Origin of the sequence: Herminiimonas sp. Marseille-P9896 (genome assembly GCF_903993245.1) — a bacterium.
Lineage (GTDB): Bacteria > Pseudomonadota > Gammaproteobacteria > Burkholderiales > Burkholderiaceae_D > Oxalicibacterium > Oxalicibacterium contaminans.
Map to the genome: position 1 here is coordinate 966,299 of NZ_CAJEVT010000002.1, position 15,129 is coordinate 981,427.

Sequence of the window (15,129 nt, forward strand, 5' to 3'; positions counted from 1 at the left end):
TAATCAAACCTCATTACCGTATTCAGGCTGCATGATGAGCACTACACAGTATTTGGCACCCGCCGACCAGACGATCATGGAATCGCGCCGCGAAGTCTACAAAGGCTGGAAGATCCTGGTTGAAATCTCCGGTGCCTCCCGTTATGAAGATGCCACCGTCTGCATGTACGCGCCGCGCATCGTCGTCACCGAACAGCTTTCCATCGGCTTTCGTGAGCTGGATGTCGCCACCGAGCACTGTTTTATGACGCCAGCGCAGTGTTTACAAGGCGGCATGATGATCGCGCGCGATTTTATTGACCGGCGCGGTTAGCAGTTTCCCCATCTTTTGCTAGAATGCGGGCGATATTGTTGTCGGAGCCCGGCAAGAAGCACATTTGGGACATTATTTAAATAAGGGAAGCAAGCATGAGTTCGAACTATTGGCGTGAGCGCTGGATCAAGGCATTGGTAAAAACCGGCATGGACCGTAGCGCCGCAGAAGCTGCTTTTGCAGCAACCTACAGCAAAGAACCTGCAGATCAATCCAAAAGCCCTGAAATCCAGGCGCTGATGTCCATCGATCTCGGCCAGGGCAACTTCAAAGCAGCGGCCCCAGCCCACGCTTAAGACGCCAGCCGTCAGCAAACCAGCCAGGCCTGACACTCGTCAGGCTGTCTGTCCGCCGAATACATAGCCGGACACGACTACATTCATTACCTTGTCTTCAAAAATCTTGCGTCCGGTATCGTCACCGGCGGCACCTGCTGCGACCATCAACGGTAGCAAGTGATCCGGATGTGGCTGCGTCAGTTTTGCATCCGGCGCTTTTTCCCACTCTGTCAGCAAGGCATCACGTTCCTGTGCGCTGGGTGCAGCGATGCTATCGCTGAGCCAGGTATCAAAGCGTTTCGATGGTTCGGTGAACGCCGGGCTGAAGCCGCGCATATTGTGGAAACTCATGCCACTGCCGACGATCAGCACGCCTTCATCGCGTAGCTGCTGCAAGGCGGCACCTGCCTTGAGGTGCTCGGCCGGGTCCAGTGTTTTCTTCATCGACAATTGCAGCACCGGGATATCCGCATCCGGATAGATCAGCTTGAACGGAATAAACACGCCGTGATCATAGCCGCGCTGATTATCGGTATGCACCGGGATATTTGCAGCCGTCAGCAATTCGACGACGCGCTGCGCCACATCAGGCGCGCCCGGCGCCGGATAGGTCAGCTCATAGGTATGCGGAGGAAAACCGTAGTAATCGTAAATCAGCGACGGCTGTGCCGTGCTCATCACGGTGAATTCATCCTCCATCCAGTGCCCGGAAATGATCAGGATGGCTTTGGGTTTGCTGCCGACTTCCTTATGCATATTGCGCAGGAAGTCCGCCATCTTGTCCCACATATGCGGATCACCCGGCCAGTCCATGAAAAAGCACGGACCACCGCCGTGGGGAATGAAAAAGGTTGGGACGCGCTTGGAATCGGCCATGGCTATATCCTGTTCTGCTGTTTCAAATTAGTACTAATTAAAACAGTATTGTGCAGCCGTTGTGATTTTTTTGCTGGCGCTGCGTTTTCAGGTGTCAGCGCAGGACGGTAAACATGGCCTGGCGTATTACTCCGCTTCGTTTTCCGGTAATTTGAGCTGACCGGTGTGATAGTCATATTCATAGACTTCACCATAACGTCCCCACTCCACCACCACTTCCAGCACACGCTTGGCTTCTTCTTCCTTGAGGAATTCTTCCAGCGTATCGAGGAAACGTTTCTCCGACAGCGAGCCATTCGGTTCGCGCTCCAGGCTTTGACGAATATGGGTTGCCAGCGGCACATGCGTCAGCAACTGCTGGCCAAAGATTTCCTTGCGCCGGATATGTGCTGCCTGTGCATAGCCATGACCGAGGGCGGTCAGCGTAATGTCACCCTTCTCTACCTGCGCCAGGCCCAGCAAGCCGAGCGCTTCATATGTCGGGAACAATTCTTCATCCGGCAGCTTCGCTTCTTCGGTCAGCTCCGGCAAGTCGGCGCGACCGTTGAACGGCGGTGCCGCCAGCAAATCGAGTACGCCTTCGATATGCGCAACGTCGGTTTCCGGCAAGCGATAGCTGAGGTGCGCCTGCACGGCCACACCGGTCGTCGCTTCCTGCGGGGTACGCATGGTCATCAGTGCATAGACTTCATCGATCAGTGCACGCACTTCAGCCGAATCCGGATTACGCGGACGCGGCAAACTGATTTTGATCTCGCTGCGTATCCGTCCTGGGCTGCTCGACAGCACCAGGATGCGATCCGACATCATCACCGCTTCTTCGATATTGTGCGAAACGATCAATATACCCTTGGTCGGGATACGCTTTTCTTCCCACATCTCAAGGATGTCATCGCGCAAGGTTTCGCCCGTCAACACGTCGAGCGCCGAGAACGCCTCATCCATCAACAGCACATCCGGCCCGGTCACCAGGCCACGCGCGATACCGACGCGCTGCTTCATGCCACCCGATAATTCACGCGGCAAAGCGCCGCCAAAACCAGCGAGTCCGATCAGGTCCAGCATTGCATCGGCGCGTTTTTCACGCTCCTCCGGTGGCACACCTTGCGCCTCCAGTCCGAGCTCCACGTTTTGCTGCACTGTCAGCCACGGAAACAAGGCAAACGACTGGAACACCATCGCGATCCCTGCGACCGGGCCATAAATAGTCTGGCCACGATAGGTAGCGCTACCACTATCGGCCGGAATCAAACCAGCCATGATGCGCAACAGCGTCGATTTACCGGAGCCGGACTTACCCAGCAAGGCGACGATCTCACCTTCGGCCAGCGTGAAATCCACCTGCTCCAGCACACTCGAAGGCGTGCCGTCTGCGGTCTGGAAGGATTTATCGACGCCCTTCAAATTGATCAATACATTCTGGCTCATCATGCCTCCTCAACGACTGCGGTCTTCTGCCAGCAGGTACAGCTTGCGCCAGAAAAATCGGTTCAACAACATTACAAATATGCACATCACGCCTATGCCAAGCGCGATGCGATGAAAATCACCAGCATCCGTCATCTGTTTGATGTAACTGCCGAGGCCGTCAGCGATCAGTGTCGTCTTGCCCCATGTCACATACTCGGCGACGATGCTGGCATTCCACGAACCGCCGCTTGCGGTAATCGCACCGGTGATATAGCTGGGGAACACTGCAGGCAAATAAACCCGTTTCCACTTCAACCAGCCTTTCAAGCCCAGGTTGTCCGCGGCCAGGCGCAATTCATTCGGGATGGTCGATGCACCTGCCACCACATTGAACAGGATGTACCACTGTGTACCGAACACCATCAGGGGACTGAGCCAGATATTCGGATTCAGCTGCAAAGTCAGCAGTACATACACCACCAGCGGGAACATCAGGTTCACCGGGAAGGCCGCGAGGAATTGCGCCAGTCCCTGCACGCGTTGTGAATACTTGGGACGCAGACCTATCCACACTGCTATCGGCACCCACACCAGCGATGCCAGTGCGATCAGCAATAAAACACGCGTCAACGTAATCAGCCCCAGCCACACCACATGCCCGACCTCGGCCCAGCCGACATCGCTATGGACAAAAATCACCAGGCGATACAAAGCCAGACAGGCGGCGATCAGCAGGAAAATGTTCCACGCCCGCATCCACATCGGATGGATAGCGCGTGCGCTCGCACGTGGTGCCGTGCCGTCGTACGACACACTGAACCAGCCCAAGGTCCTGCGCAGCATCGCCCACATGCGGTCGGTACCGGCACGCATCCAGCGGCTGCGCCGTCCCCAGTTCAGCAGCCACGAACGCTGCCCGGTTTCGCCCTGCGACTCTTCGAAACGGAATTTATCGGCCCAGGCCAACAAGGGACGGAAAAACAATTGGTCATACAAGATGATACCGGCCAACATCGCACCGATAGCCCACAAGATCGCGTGCAAATTCTTTTCTTCGATCGCCACTGCGATATAAGCACCGATGCCGGGCAATTTAATATCCTGATTGGCGACTGAAATTGCCTCGGCCGCAACCAGGAAGAACCAGCCGCCGGACATGGACATCATCATGTTCCACAACAAGCCCGGCATCGCAAACGGCAACTCCAGCCGCCAGAAGCGCTGCCAGCCGGACAGGCGAAATACGCGCGCCGCTTCATTCAATTCTGACGGCACGGTGCGTATCGACTGATACAGGCTAAACGCCATATTCCACGCCTGCGATGAAAAAATCGCAAAGATCGCAGCACACTCGACACCGAGCAAACTACCCGGAAACAAAGCAATGAACGGCGCAATCGCAATCGCCTGAAAACCGAGGATAGGCACCGACTGCAGGATATCCAGCGTCGGGATCATCACCTTCTCTGCCGCACGGTACTTGGCCGCAATCGCGGCAAAGACAAAGCTGAACAACAAGGCACAGCCAAGCGCAATAAACATACGCAAGATAGTGCGCAGCAGGTAATAAGGAAGGTTGGCCGGATCGAGTGAGATAGGCGTGACTTCACCAACCACAAATGGTCGGGCCATCTGCATCGCGCCGAAACCGACTGCTACCAGTACCGACAGCACCAATGGCAGCAAAGCCCAGTCCCAGCGATTGGGTGTGACCGCGAGCAGGGAGCGCTCGGTCTTGCGAGGAACGATGGCCTCAAACATATCAATAAAACCTTGTATTCAGGGTATCGGCTTGGGTGACATGGAGAGTTCGTCAACCATCATCCGGCGCGGCCATGTATGCCGCCACCTCATTAGCCAGATACAACGCAGTCGCGCCCTGGGCGGTGCACACGGGCAACGCAGGGCGAACCAGATAAATCGATCAATCAGGGAGTAGATAAAGAACCAACGAGAACCGTCAGTCCGGTATGCCACTACCCGCCATTGCGGCAAGGTAGCGATGAGGAGATGAGCTACCTTGCCAGTGTACTGCCTGTGTGAGAACTACAACTGGAACAGCTCATGCTGGAACCCCATAACAAAATAATCGACGCACTTTACCACCAAGCCAGCACCTCCGCCAGCGAATATGCGTTTCTTGGTTTACGGCAGAAAACTTTTATTGGCAGATAGATACCTGCACGCTTAATCCGGTACGCGCTGCTCTTGCGGAAAACAAATCGCACCAACGATCACCAGCACACACAAAGCACCCAGCGCCTGCAGCATCAAGCCAAAGCCGCCGCTCTCATGCAAGCTCGCCACCACACCGACCGATACACCTGCCGCCGTGAAGCCCAGGAAGTAGCGTACTGAATACGCACGGGCGCGCCATTCATCGCTGGTGTACTTGCCTATCATCGCGTCATTCACCGTGACCTGGCCGAAGATGCAAATCACGATGCCTATGCAGATCAATATCAGTGGCAAACCAAACAGGCTGGCGCTGAAGTACAGCAGCGGTGCCAAAGTGAATGCCAGCGGCAGGAATAAGGTTTTCAGCGAGTGCTTATCCAGCAAATGGCCGATGGTGTACTGCGCCAGCGCTCCGAATGTATAAGTCCCGGCAACGATCATGCCGAGCAATGCCGCATTCACCGTGATGCCTGACAGCCGCTCGGCAAATAACTTGGGCATGGCAACAGTGAACGCGTTAAAGGTCGTCGAGCTGGCAATGATGGTGATGACCAATGCGACGATCACGCGCCACATCGCATCCCGGGATACGCGCACCGAACCCTGCTGCCCTCCTTTGCGCACGATGCGCGCTTCATGTTTGACGTTGATGGCAAACATGATGCCCAGGACTACCGTAGCAAAACCAGGCAGCAGGAAAGCCCAGCGCCAGCCCAGGTACTGGCACACGACGCCGGTGATCAAAGCCGACGATGCCACGCCCAGATTGCCCCATACGCCATTGATACCAACTTCACGCCCGAGCTTCTCTGCATGCGCGACCAGCATCGCAGTGCCGACCGGATGATAAATCGCAGCGAACAAACCGACTGCCAGCAAGGCGATGCCCAGCTGCAGCGGCGTCTGCGTCAGACCAACTGCCATCATGGCAGCGCCTATGCCGATGAAGAACAGCACCATCATGTGCCGCCGACTCCAGCGATCACCGAGCCAGCCGGTGACCAGTGCACCAGCGCCGAATGCAACAAAACCCGGCGTCGCATACGGCAACAACTCGCCATAGCTCATACCAAACACCGGCGCGATCACGATCACCGCCGCTGCGAATACCAGCATGGCGTAGTGGTCGATGAAGTGGGCGATGTTGATGTAGGCGATGACGGTGCTGGGTTTGTTCCGGGGCTGATCCATGAGCTGCTTTCCTTAAAAACAGCAGCTAGGTTAATATGACCAGTCATCGATAGGAAGACAAGCAACATCGCCAATGCGCCAAATTGCATGTTTCCAATTAGCCTCCATCACAGGGAATGAAATGAATATAGGCGCCCGCTTCTATCCACGTGGCACGCACCTCGGCTTGCACGTACATCGCGAAGCGCAATTGCTATTCGCGTCCAGCGGCGTGATGCAAGTGACGACGCCGAAAGGCCGCTGGCTGGTGCCGCCTGCACGTGCGGTCTGGCTGCCACCTGGTATCGAACATGCAGTCGATATGCTGGCCGATATAGAAATGCGCGCCCTGCTGATTCCGTCCGAAATGCTGGCCCAGCATCCGGAGGCGCCGCGTCTGGAAAAAGAGTTTGTCGTCGCCGTCGGTCCGCTGCTGCGCGAAACCATACTCGGTGCGTTCAAACCAGATTTAAATTCAGCGCAACATCCGCGCCGCATCGCCCTGCTGGTTGAGCTGGCCTTGTTCGAACTGGCCGAAGATGAAGATGCAGCGACCTTCATGCCCATGCCTGCCGATGCACGTGCGCGCCGCGTCGCAGACATCATCCTGGCCGATCCGGCGAATAACAGTGAACTCGAATTACTGGCACACACTGCAGGCGCATCAGCGCGCACCATCACGCGTTTGTTTCCGGCAGAAACCAATCTGACTTTCAAGGAATGGCGACAACGCGCGCGCATCATGGCGGCGGTCGAAGTGCTGGGCAATGGCCAGACTTCCATCAAGCAACTGGCAGCGCAACTGGGCTTTAGCAGCGTCGCCGCGTTTGGTCATGCATTCCGCCAAATCATGGGGATGACGCCGAGTGAAATGATGCAACGTTCCGATATGGAAAACTCATAATTGCCTCACTTCACTTCCTGCATTCTTACAACAGGTCACAAGCTACGCTGACATCGCAATTTTTTATCTTTCGATATGATGTTTCCCATCACACCGGAGCCGGCGGTTCGAAAATATACCGGTACCAATTCCTGACTGAAACACATGCATTTCCTCTGTTTCAGCACTCCCAGCAGTTCATATCCAGTCAACGCTTATCTTTTGTTCAGATAGCTGCTCGGTGATTCGCCGAGTACACGTTTGAACATCGCTGAAAAAGCACTGGGACTGGCATAGCCTAGTTCATCTGCCAGCGTTGCTATCGGCACGCCATCTTCCAGGCGACTCAAGGCACTCGCCAGCTTTACTTGCTGCACCCACTGACGGAAAGTGAGATCGGTTTCCTTGAGAAACAAGCGGATCAGGGTACGACTACTCGCCCCGACCTGCTCTGCCCAGTACTCAATACTCATCGCATGCTCGGGCGCATCCAGTATCGTCTGGCACACCGCAAGCAAACGCCGATCGGTCGGCCAAGGTATGGCGAGCGGGATGGTTTTGGAATGCTGTAGCTGATGCAGGATCAGTGTCACGACCGCACGATTTTTTTCATTGTCTTCATACTCCACCGGCTCTTCTACCAGCGCCAGTATCAGTTCACGCAACATGGGGCTGACCTCAATCACGCGCACTTTGTCGCCCAGATGCGCAGCGTGCCTTTCATCTATATACAGTGTGCGCATCTGCACTGCGCTGAGTATCAACTGATCGTGCACGATACCTGCCGGTATCCATAAGCCACGTGTCGGTGGGATGAACCAGATACCATTGTTGCTGGCGACGCGCATCAATCCTTTAGTCGCGTACAGCAATTGTCCGCGCGCATGCTGGTGCGGCGTGTTGTAGCTGCCGGTTTCCTGATCACGCGCCAAGGCAGTGATAGGTTGGCGCACATATTGATAATCGTCGGCATTCTCGCTGCGCCCTTGAGCGAATCTGTCACTTTTACGACGATTTTTGGCATTCATTGATATTTACCCTCCCGGTAGCAAAAATTATAGTTTGCCCGTACAGCAAGTAGCAAACATTGTTATCGGACGAAGGGAAATACCATCATGCATCACAACACGCATTCATCGACCGCGGCGACCACAGTCGCGCATACACACCGCATCACCGCCATCATCGGCTTGCTCGTCCTGTCACTCGCACTGCGACCCGGCATCGTTTCCATCGGGCCTATCCTGCTGCAGATCCAGCATGAGTTCGCACTCAGCTATACCAAATCGTCGTTGCTGATCGCCATTCCGGATATCTGCATGGGTGTGTTTGCCCTGTTCGTCCCGCGGATAGCCCGCACGCTGGGCAGCGACCGCGCGGTTATCACTGCATTGTTTTTGTTGGCAGCCGCCACCTTGTTGCGCGGATTGTCTGGCTCAGTTTCCACCCTGCTCTTATCCACTCTCTTTGTCGGTATAGGCATAGCGGTTTCGGGTTCGCTGGTAGGCGGCTGGATTAAAACCCACTTCCCGCGTGAAGCGTCGTTCTTTATGGGAATTTACGCAGCAGGACTGAGCGTAGGCGCAACCGCCGCAGCGGTGTTGACGGATGTGGTGGCGCAGATCAATCAGGACTGGCGCTGGGCAGCAGCCATGTGGTCGCTGCTGTGTGTGACAGCCATCCTGAGCTGGCGCACATTGATCAGGAAATTCCCGTCTACAGACGCAAATAAATCAGTGAAGCAACAAGCGACTTCCATCAAGCTGCCGTTCCGCAATGGCAAAGCCTGGCTTATCGCACTCTACTTCGGCATCAGCCAATTCATGGTCTACGCCTGCTTCGCGTGGATCGCACCCAGCAGTACGGAAATGAATCTTCCGCACATCAGTGCTGGTGTATTGCTGGCGCTGCTCACTCTGACCTTCGCGATTGCCAGCTTTGCGGCCGGGTATATTGCACGTCACTCGACTGACAGACGCGGCTGGCTGCTGCTTGCCATGTTGTTGACGATTGTTGGCTTCGCGGGTCTCTGCTTCTGGCCGACATCTTATGCGATGGCTGACATCATCCTCGTCGCAATAGGACAAGGCATCTGCTTTCCGCTGGTGATGACACTTCCGCTGGACAATACCGCGAGTACCAACGACGCCAACTTATGGACAGTGTTCATGCTCTTCATCGGTTATCTGATTGCTGCACTCGGCCCGGTGAGCTTTGGTTTGCTGCGTGACCTGACGCATGGTTACGGTGCTTCGTATGGATTGTTAACAGCAGCTAGCGTGCTCCTGCTCGTCATGACTCCGGCGCTGAAACCGAATACCAAAACAGCGGCTAATGCCGTCTGATAAGCGATCGCTAAGCGCGGCGCAGTTCTATGTTCAGGAATTGTGCTGCGCCAGGATGGCGTTCAGCAAGCCGGGGAAACGGCTTTCAATATCGGCCCGTCGCAGCGTGTTCATGTGGATGGTGCCACTGTTTTCCGTATGCACCAGGCCGGACTCGCGCAAGACCTTGAAGTGATGGGAGACGGTGGATTTGGGACGCCCGCCATCCAGCTCACCGCAGGTAGCAGCATCAACGCGCGCCAGGTGGCGCACGATGTCCAGACGTATCGAATCGCTCAATGCATACAGCACACGTTCGAGCGAAAACTCACTGGCAGCAGGATGTTTAAAAGGACGCATGAGCAACATTATACGCGTTGCGCTATACTTATTCCATTGTTCGTATATTTACGAACTAACGAAGCAATTAGCACGCAATGCCGATCAATTACTTATAGACAACTTACTGAAAGCCATCATGTCCGCTCTATTTCAGCCTTACACCCTCAAAGACGTCACCCTCCGCAACCGCATCGCCATCCCGCCCATGTGCCAATACATGGCGGTCGATGGCCTGGTTAACGACTGGCATCAAACTCACTATGCCAGCCTGGCACGTGGCGGCGCGGGCCTGGTCATCGTCGAAGCAACTGCGGTCGCCCCGGAAGGCCGCATCACACCAGGCTGCACCGGCATCTGGAATGAAGCGCAGGCACAAGCATTCGTCCCCATCGTGCAAGCCATCAAGGCTGCAGGTTCGGTACCCGGCATCCAGATCGCACATGCCGGACGCAAGGCCAGCGCCAACCGTCCATGGGAAGGCGACGACCACATTGCGGACGGCGACGCACGCGGCTGGCAAACAATCGCTCCATCCGCCCTCGCCTACGGCAAAGGTTTGCCGAAGGTACCGCAAGCAATGACGCTGGATGACATCGCCCGTGTCCGCCAAAACTTCGTCGACGCCGCTATCCGCGCGCGTGACGTCGGCTTCGAATGGCTGGAACTGCACTTCGCACACGGCTATCTGGCGCAAAGCTTCTTCTCCGCCCACTCCAACCAGCGTGACGACATCTATGGTGGCAGCGCAGAAAACCGCGCGCGCTTCCTGCTCGAAACCTTGCGTGCAGTCCGTGCCGTGTGGCCAGAGAACCTGCCGCTGACCGTGCGTTTCGGTGTGCTCGAATACGATGGCCGCGATGAAGAAACATTGATCGAATCCATCAAGCTGGTGCGCGAATTCAAAAAATCCGGCATGGACATGATCAGTGTCAGCATCGGCTTCACCATTCCGGAAACTTCGATTCCATGGGGTCCGGCCTTCCTCGGCCCCATCGCTGAACGTGTACGTCGTGAAGCTGATGTACCGGTTTCATCGGCATGGGGCTTTGGTACTCCAGAGATCGCTGAACGTGTGGTCGCTGACCAGCAACTGGACATCGTCATGGTCGGCCGCTCGCACCTGGCCAATCCACACTGGCCTTACCAGGCAGCGAAAGAACTCAAGGTCGAACGCGCGTCATGGGTATTGCCTGCGCCTTACGCGCACTGGCTGGAACGCTATTAATCACTAGTCAGCAACAGGTACGCGGCAGGCTGTCGCGTACCACCTGAAACTACTGGAGGAACGCAATGGGTAAGCCAGAATTTTTTATCACTCCCGGCTATGGCGATTTCATGCTCAAGGAGTTGCACTACTCGCAGGCAGTCAAGATAGGCAATCGTGTCGAAACGTCAGGACAAGGTGGCTGGGATGACGCGTTTAACTTTCCGGCATCCGTAGAAGATGAAATCGCTAAAGCGTTCGACAACATCACACGCACGCTGGCTACTGCAGGTGCAAGCTGGGAGCATGTGATCCACGTTAACTCTTACCATGTCGGTGGTTTTCCGCCGGAAGTGAATGCAACTATGGTCAAGCTGTTCCGGCGGTACATGCCACAGCACTCACCTATCTGGACCCAGCTTGGCGTTGCTGCACTCGGACTGCCACAGATGCGTATAGAGATACGCGTGACTGCGATTATTCCTGAATAACAGGAAACCTTACTGCAGCAAGCGAGAGCCAAGCGGCTCTCGCCTTGCAATCTTCAGAGGAGTTATTTGCGCGTACGCGCGAAGCTATACCACAACCCTACTGCGATGGGCGCAGCCAAAGCGCCCCATGCAAACCAGTGCCAGACACCAGTCTTGACCAGCGCGATGATCAGGCCGAACAAAGTCAGTGCAGCCAGCAATATGGGCATGCGCCAGACGAACCAGAAGTGACTGCGTTTTGCAGTATGAGTAGCTTTCATATTCTTTCAAGTTTCAAGCTGATGCGCCTGTATCAGTTTCTCCATGCGCGCTTCATTCGTCTTGCGTCGCACTATCCACAAATACAAACCACTCCCCAGTACCACGATGGAAATCAGGTCGAGTATCGCCCACATGATTTGCATAGGACGTCCGCCGTAATCACCGAAATGCAAAGGCTGCGACAACAACAAGCCCGTCAGGTACCACGGCAAGGTACGGCTATCCGTTACCTCACCCGTCGTCGCATCCACCAGCACCGGCTTGAACAAGCGCGAAGTCAATGCTTCGGTACCACGCATGAAAATGCCGTAATGATGTGGACTGGTAAAGCTGGTGCCGGGGAATGCGATAAAGCCCATCTTCATATCAGGCTCCAGTGTGATCGCGGCATCAACCGCTTTTTGCAGTGAACCCAATTCGGTCAGCGCCGGCTTGCCCTTGTATGGCGCAACCATCTCTGCCATCTGATCGAACTGCCAGTACTTCACCAGCAGATCGGCCCAGGTATTGATGACACCTGTCGCACCGACCACCAATAACCAGGACAGCGTCACGATGCCGAGCAGATTGTGCAGGTCCAGCCACTTCAGGCGATTCGATCGTTCCGCACGTACCGTACCGAACTCCAGCTTCTTCATGAATGGCCCGTACAACACCACACCAGACACGATGGCCACCAGCAGCAAGATGCCCATGAAGCCGAGGAACAGCATGCCCGCCAGACCGGCAAACAGATTCACATGCAGCGAAAACATGATGTACATAAAGCCGCTGCTTAACGGCGGCTGGCCGAGTACCTCGCCAGTACGCGCATCTACCGCTACCTGCTTCATATCCACTTCAGAAGTCGGCGTCGTCGCCAGTGTCACGAACCAGATGCGATCATCGTCCGGCTCCTGCGAAGCAAACATGCCGACCTTGTCCGGATGCTGCGCCAGCGCAATCTCCATCACGCGATCCATGCTGATGCGCGGCGTATGCGCAGGCATTTCCTTCGCCTCTATCTCGGTGCCGAGCAAATGCCCGATCTCGTGATGGAAGATCAGTGGCAAGCCGGTCACGCATAGCAGCAGCATGAACACTGTACACACCAGGCTGGACCACTTATGGATCCAGGCCCAGCGCCTGAGTTTGGTACCTGTCATCAGAAGTCGACGGAAGCGGTCAGGCTGAAGGTGCGTGGATTGCCCAGAACCAGATAGCCGCTGCCTTCGGAGCCACCAACGGAAGCCCAGTAGTTGCGATCGGTGACGTTATCCACGCGGGCACGGAAGGTAACCAGCTTGCCCTGCACTTCGGTCAGATAACGTGCACCTATATCCAGACGTGCCCAGCCCGGCACTTTCAAGGTATTGACCGCGTCTGCGTAGCTGCTGCCAGTCGCTGTTACACGGCCATTCACCGAGAATCCTTGCACGCTCGCGACATCCCACTCGGCGCCCAGGCTACCCTGCACTTTAGGCACACCGATCACACGCTTGCCATCAGTCGTGGCACTACCGCTGGATTCCTGTTTCGCATCCAGGAAAGTGACGCCGCCCAAAATCTTCAGGCCGCGCGTAATTTCACCGAAGGCTGTCAGCTCCAGGCCTTTATGGTTATCCGTTCCCTGCGCGCCATAGATACCGGCCGCATTGGTGAATACGCGAGGTTTATCAGTTGTGAACACAACCGCAGATGCACCCAGTCTGCCGCCATCATATTTCACGCCCACTTCTTTTTGCTTCGCGACATAAGGCGAGAGTATTTCCCCGGCATTTGCCACCGGACGCGTGCCGTCCAGCGTAGGTGCTACTTTGCCCGGGCTGAGACTCTCTATGTAGTTGGCATAAATGGAAACTTCTTTTGCAGGCTTATAGACTATGCCAGCGGCCGGACTCACACGACTTGCTTTATATGCGCTGGTTTGGATGGCGCTACCGTAGGCGTAACCCCTGGTATCCACTGTTTGGTGACGGGCGCCAACCGTGAGCAAGACTTTGTCGTCGAGGAAAGACATCGTGTCGCCGATTGCATAGCTGGTGAGCTGATTTTTTGCAGTTAATGTCGGATTTGCCAGACTGCCACCACCTATTGCGCCAGCACTGAACGCCGGGAGTGTGGTTAACACTGGATTGTACAAATTCGTATTTTGCGTATTGCCCGCATCATATGTGTAGGCATTTTTCCGCTCTGAATCAAAGTAGGCATATGACGCTACCAGCGTATGTTTGACTGAACCGGTCACCAGCTTGCCGCGGATACCGAGCTCCCCTGCCTTCACTGTTTCTATCGCCGTATTATCGAAGCGATACGTGGTACCGGCACCGCTGAGCGCATCGCTCAATCTAATATTTCCGAGCGAGTTGGCTTCCTTGCCGCGACGCATGCCAGCGGCAAACCAGGTCGTCACATTCGAATTGATGTCATATTCACCGCGCACAGTGCCAAAGGTATCGCGCTCATCCGAGTAGCTGCCCGGCTGCGCCCAGTTACTGGAAGCGTCCGGTGTACGCGGCACCGAAGTGACGCCACTGACATCCACGTTAGTACGTGTTTCATTCAGGCGATGATTCTGATGACCGATATCGGCGGACAGTCGCGCATTACTACTACGCCAGTCGACACCGACCGAGACCACATTCAGATTTACATTTTCACGGCTAACACCAGTGCCACCATCCCTGTGCGCAGCATTGATGCGTATACCTGTGCTGTCGTTCGGGCCAAAGCGACGCGAAAGATCTGCCGCGACATACGCTTGCGATCCGCTGGCTGTACCTGCAGTGACTTGTGTCAACGGATCGTTTCCAGCGCGTTTAGGCAAAAGGTTAATCGTGCCACCTATGCCATCACCGCTAGGTGTGATACCGGTCAGGAAGGTGCTCGCACCGTGCAATACTTCGACGCGTTCAAACAGTTCGGAAGAAATGTACTGACGTGGCAACAAACTGTAGAGGCCGTTGTAAGCAATGTTGTCGGAACTCAAAAGGAAGCCACGTACAAAGTACGATTCCTGGAAATTACCAAAGCCGCGCGCTACACGTATCGATGGATCATTTTGTAAAACATCACCGACGCTGCGCGCCTGTTGATTCTGTATCAGTTCATTGGTATAGCTGGTAATGGAAAACGGCGTATCCATATTGTCCTGCGTACCCAAAATACCAGCACGTCCGCCGCGCGCCACCTGCCCACCGGCATATGCCTTCGACAAACCTTCAGCTGATGCATCGGCACTCGATGTCACCGTAATCGCTTCCAGCTGCGTGGTAGTCGGCGCCTGCGTAGTTTGTGCATGCGCTGTACTAATAAAAAACGGGAGCGCTGCCTGCAAGGCGCACACTAATAAAGTTGGTTTGAAAAAAGCCGGAAGATTGAGATGGGCAGCCATCGATGTTTCCTTTGTTCTGGGAGTAG

Annotated in this window: 15 protein-coding genes; 6 read left to right on the forward strand and 9 right to left on the reverse strand. The window is 55.4% G+C overall.

Annotated elements, in window-relative coordinates:
• Window positions 1-31: 31 nt before the first annotated feature.
• Both H7U06_RS10025 and H7U06_RS10030 read left to right on the forward strand, forming a co-directional pair.
• Window positions 32-313, forward strand: coding sequence for a hypothetical protein (locus tag H7U06_RS10025; RefSeq protein ID WP_175625972.1), 282 nt, complete (start codon window positions 32-34; stop codon window positions 311-313).
• A gap of 95 nt (window positions 314-408) precedes the next feature.
• Entirely contained in the window at window positions 409-609 is a 201-nt protein-coding gene (locus H7U06_RS10030; protein ID WP_175625973.1) for a hypothetical protein, read from the forward strand.
• Between the two features lie 39 nt (window positions 610-648).
• Here the strand turns inward: H7U06_RS10030 and H7U06_RS10035 are convergent, their stop codons facing one another.
• The 4 genes from H7U06_RS10035 to H7U06_RS10050 form a co-directional block, all read right to left on the reverse strand.
• The gene (locus H7U06_RS10035) at window positions 649-1,467 is read right to left on the reverse strand and encodes a class III extradiol ring-cleavage dioxygenase (protein ID WP_175625974.1); all 819 of its coding nucleotides are present in this window, start codon (window positions 1,465-1,467) and stop codon (window positions 649-651) included.
• 126 nt (window positions 1,468-1,593) lie between these two features.
• Entirely contained in the window at window positions 1,594-2,895 is a 1,302-nt protein-coding gene (locus tag H7U06_RS10040) for an AAA-associated domain-containing protein (protein WP_175626112.1), read from the reverse strand.
• 9 nt (window positions 2,896-2,904) lie between these two features.
• Window positions 2,905-4,638, reverse strand: a complete 1,734-nt coding sequence (locus H7U06_RS10045; RefSeq protein WP_175625975.1) for an ABC transporter permease subunit — start codon at window positions 4,636-4,638, stop codon at window positions 2,905-2,907.
• A 426-nt stretch (window positions 4,639-5,064) separates the two neighbouring features.
• Window positions 5,065-6,246, reverse strand: coding sequence for an MFS transporter (locus tag H7U06_RS10050; protein WP_175625976.1), 1,182 nt, complete (start codon window positions 6,244-6,246; stop codon window positions 5,065-5,067).
• Window positions 6,247-6,367: 121 nt separating this feature from the next.
• Between H7U06_RS10050 and H7U06_RS10055 the strand changes: the two genes are divergently transcribed.
• Window positions 6,368-7,129, forward strand: a complete 762-nt coding sequence (locus H7U06_RS10055) for a helix-turn-helix transcriptional regulator (RefSeq protein WP_175625977.1) — start codon at window positions 6,368-6,370, stop codon at window positions 7,127-7,129.
• Window positions 7,130-7,323: 194 nt separating this feature from the next.
• Here the strand turns inward: H7U06_RS10055 and H7U06_RS10060 are convergent, their stop codons facing one another.
• The gene (locus H7U06_RS10060) at window positions 7,324-8,136 is read right to left on the reverse strand and encodes a helix-turn-helix domain-containing protein (RefSeq protein WP_175625978.1); all 813 of its coding nucleotides are present in this window, start codon (window positions 8,134-8,136) and stop codon (window positions 7,324-7,326) included.
• A gap of 87 nt (window positions 8,137-8,223) precedes the next feature.
• On the opposite strand from H7U06_RS10060, the gene H7U06_RS10065 reads away from it, so the two are divergent.
• A complete protein-coding gene (locus H7U06_RS10065) occupies window positions 8,224-9,453 on the forward strand; it encodes a CynX/NimT family MFS transporter (protein WP_175625979.1) in 1,230 nt (409 codons plus the stop codon).
• Between the two features lie 33 nt (window positions 9,454-9,486).
• On the opposite strand, the gene H7U06_RS10070 is transcribed toward H7U06_RS10065, so the two are convergent.
• Window positions 9,487-9,792, reverse strand: a complete 306-nt coding sequence (locus tag H7U06_RS10070; RefSeq protein ID WP_175625980.1) for a helix-turn-helix transcriptional regulator — start codon at window positions 9,790-9,792, stop codon at window positions 9,487-9,489.
• 118 nt (window positions 9,793-9,910) lie between these two features.
• On the opposite strand from H7U06_RS10070, the gene H7U06_RS10075 reads away from it, so the two are divergent.
• Entirely contained in the window at window positions 9,911-10,999 is a 1,089-nt protein-coding gene (locus H7U06_RS10075; protein WP_175625981.1) for an NADH:flavin oxidoreductase/NADH oxidase, read from the forward strand.
• A 65-nt stretch (window positions 11,000-11,064) separates the two neighbouring features.
• The gene (locus H7U06_RS10080; protein WP_175625982.1) at window positions 11,065-11,469 is read left to right on the forward strand and encodes a RidA family protein; all 405 of its coding nucleotides are present in this window, start codon (window positions 11,065-11,067) and stop codon (window positions 11,467-11,469) included.
• 62 nt (window positions 11,470-11,531) lie between these two features.
• Here the strand turns inward: H7U06_RS10080 and H7U06_RS10085 are convergent, their stop codons facing one another.
• The 3 genes from H7U06_RS10085 to H7U06_RS10095 are packed head-to-tail and all read right to left on the reverse strand — an operon-like array spanning window position 11,532 to window position 15,103.
• A complete protein-coding gene (locus H7U06_RS10085) occupies window positions 11,532-11,729 on the reverse strand; it encodes a hypothetical protein (RefSeq protein ID WP_175625983.1) in 198 nt (65 codons plus the stop codon).
• A 6-nt stretch (window positions 11,730-11,735) separates the two neighbouring features.
• On the reverse strand, window positions 11,736-12,875 hold the full coding sequence (locus H7U06_RS10090) for a PepSY domain-containing protein (RefSeq protein WP_175625984.1): 1,140 nt from the start codon (window positions 12,873-12,875) through the stop codon (window positions 11,736-11,738).
• A complete protein-coding gene (locus H7U06_RS10095; RefSeq protein ID WP_175625985.1) occupies window positions 12,875-15,103 on the reverse strand; it encodes a TonB-dependent siderophore receptor in 2,229 nt (742 codons plus the stop codon). The genes H7U06_RS10090 and H7U06_RS10095 overlap by 1 nt, the downstream gene beginning before the upstream one ends.
• Window positions 15,104-15,129 lie beyond the last annotated feature (26 nt).

What these genes read in the sequence shown, in the direction of transcription:
- H7U06_RS10025 (WP_175625972.1), top strand. Translation starts at nt 32, where the DNA reads ATGATGAGCACTACACAGTATTTGGCACCCGCCGACCAGACGATCATG.
- H7U06_RS10030 (WP_175625973.1), top strand. Translation starts at nt 409, where the DNA reads ATGAGTTCGAACTATTGGCGTGAGCGCTGGATCAAGGCATTGGTAAAA.
- H7U06_RS10035 (WP_175625974.1), bottom strand. Translation starts at nt 1,467, where the DNA reads ATGGCCGATTCCAAGCGCGTCCCAACCTTTTTCATTCCCCACGGCGGT.
- H7U06_RS10040 (WP_175626112.1), bottom strand. Translation starts at nt 2,895, where the DNA reads ATGAGCCAGAATGTATTGATCAATTTGAAGGGCGTCGATAAATCCTTC.
- H7U06_RS10045 (WP_175625975.1), bottom strand. Translation starts at nt 4,638, where the DNA reads ATGTTTGAGGCCATCGTTCCTCGCAAGACCGAGCGCTCCCTGCTCGCG.
- H7U06_RS10050 (WP_175625976.1), bottom strand. Translation starts at nt 6,246, where the DNA reads ATGGATCAGCCCCGGAACAAACCCAGCACCGTCATCGCCTACATCAAC.
- H7U06_RS10055 (WP_175625977.1), top strand. Translation starts at nt 6,368, where the DNA reads ATGAATATAGGCGCCCGCTTCTATCCACGTGGCACGCACCTCGGCTTG.
- H7U06_RS10060 (WP_175625978.1), bottom strand. Translation starts at nt 8,136, where the DNA reads ATGAATGCCAAAAATCGTCGTAAAAGTGACAGATTCGCTCAAGGGCGC.
- H7U06_RS10065 (WP_175625979.1), top strand. Translation starts at nt 8,224, where the DNA reads ATGCATCACAACACGCATTCATCGACCGCGGCGACCACAGTCGCGCAT.
- H7U06_RS10070 (WP_175625980.1), bottom strand. Translation starts at nt 9,792, where the DNA reads ATGCGTCCTTTTAAACATCCTGCTGCCAGTGAGTTTTCGCTCGAACGT.
- H7U06_RS10075 (WP_175625981.1), top strand. Translation starts at nt 9,911, where the DNA reads ATGTCCGCTCTATTTCAGCCTTACACCCTCAAAGACGTCACCCTCCGC.
- H7U06_RS10080 (WP_175625982.1), top strand. Translation starts at nt 11,065, where the DNA reads ATGGGTAAGCCAGAATTTTTTATCACTCCCGGCTATGGCGATTTCATG.
- H7U06_RS10085 (WP_175625983.1), bottom strand. Translation starts at nt 11,729, where the DNA reads ATGAAAGCTACTCATACTGCAAAACGCAGTCACTTCTGGTTCGTCTGG.
- H7U06_RS10090 (WP_175625984.1), bottom strand. Translation starts at nt 12,875, where the DNA reads ATGACAGGTACCAAACTCAGGCGCTGGGCCTGGATCCATAAGTGGTCC.
- H7U06_RS10095 (WP_175625985.1), bottom strand. Translation starts at nt 15,103, where the DNA reads ATGGCTGCCCATCTCAATCTTCCGGCTTTTTTCAAACCAACTTTATTA.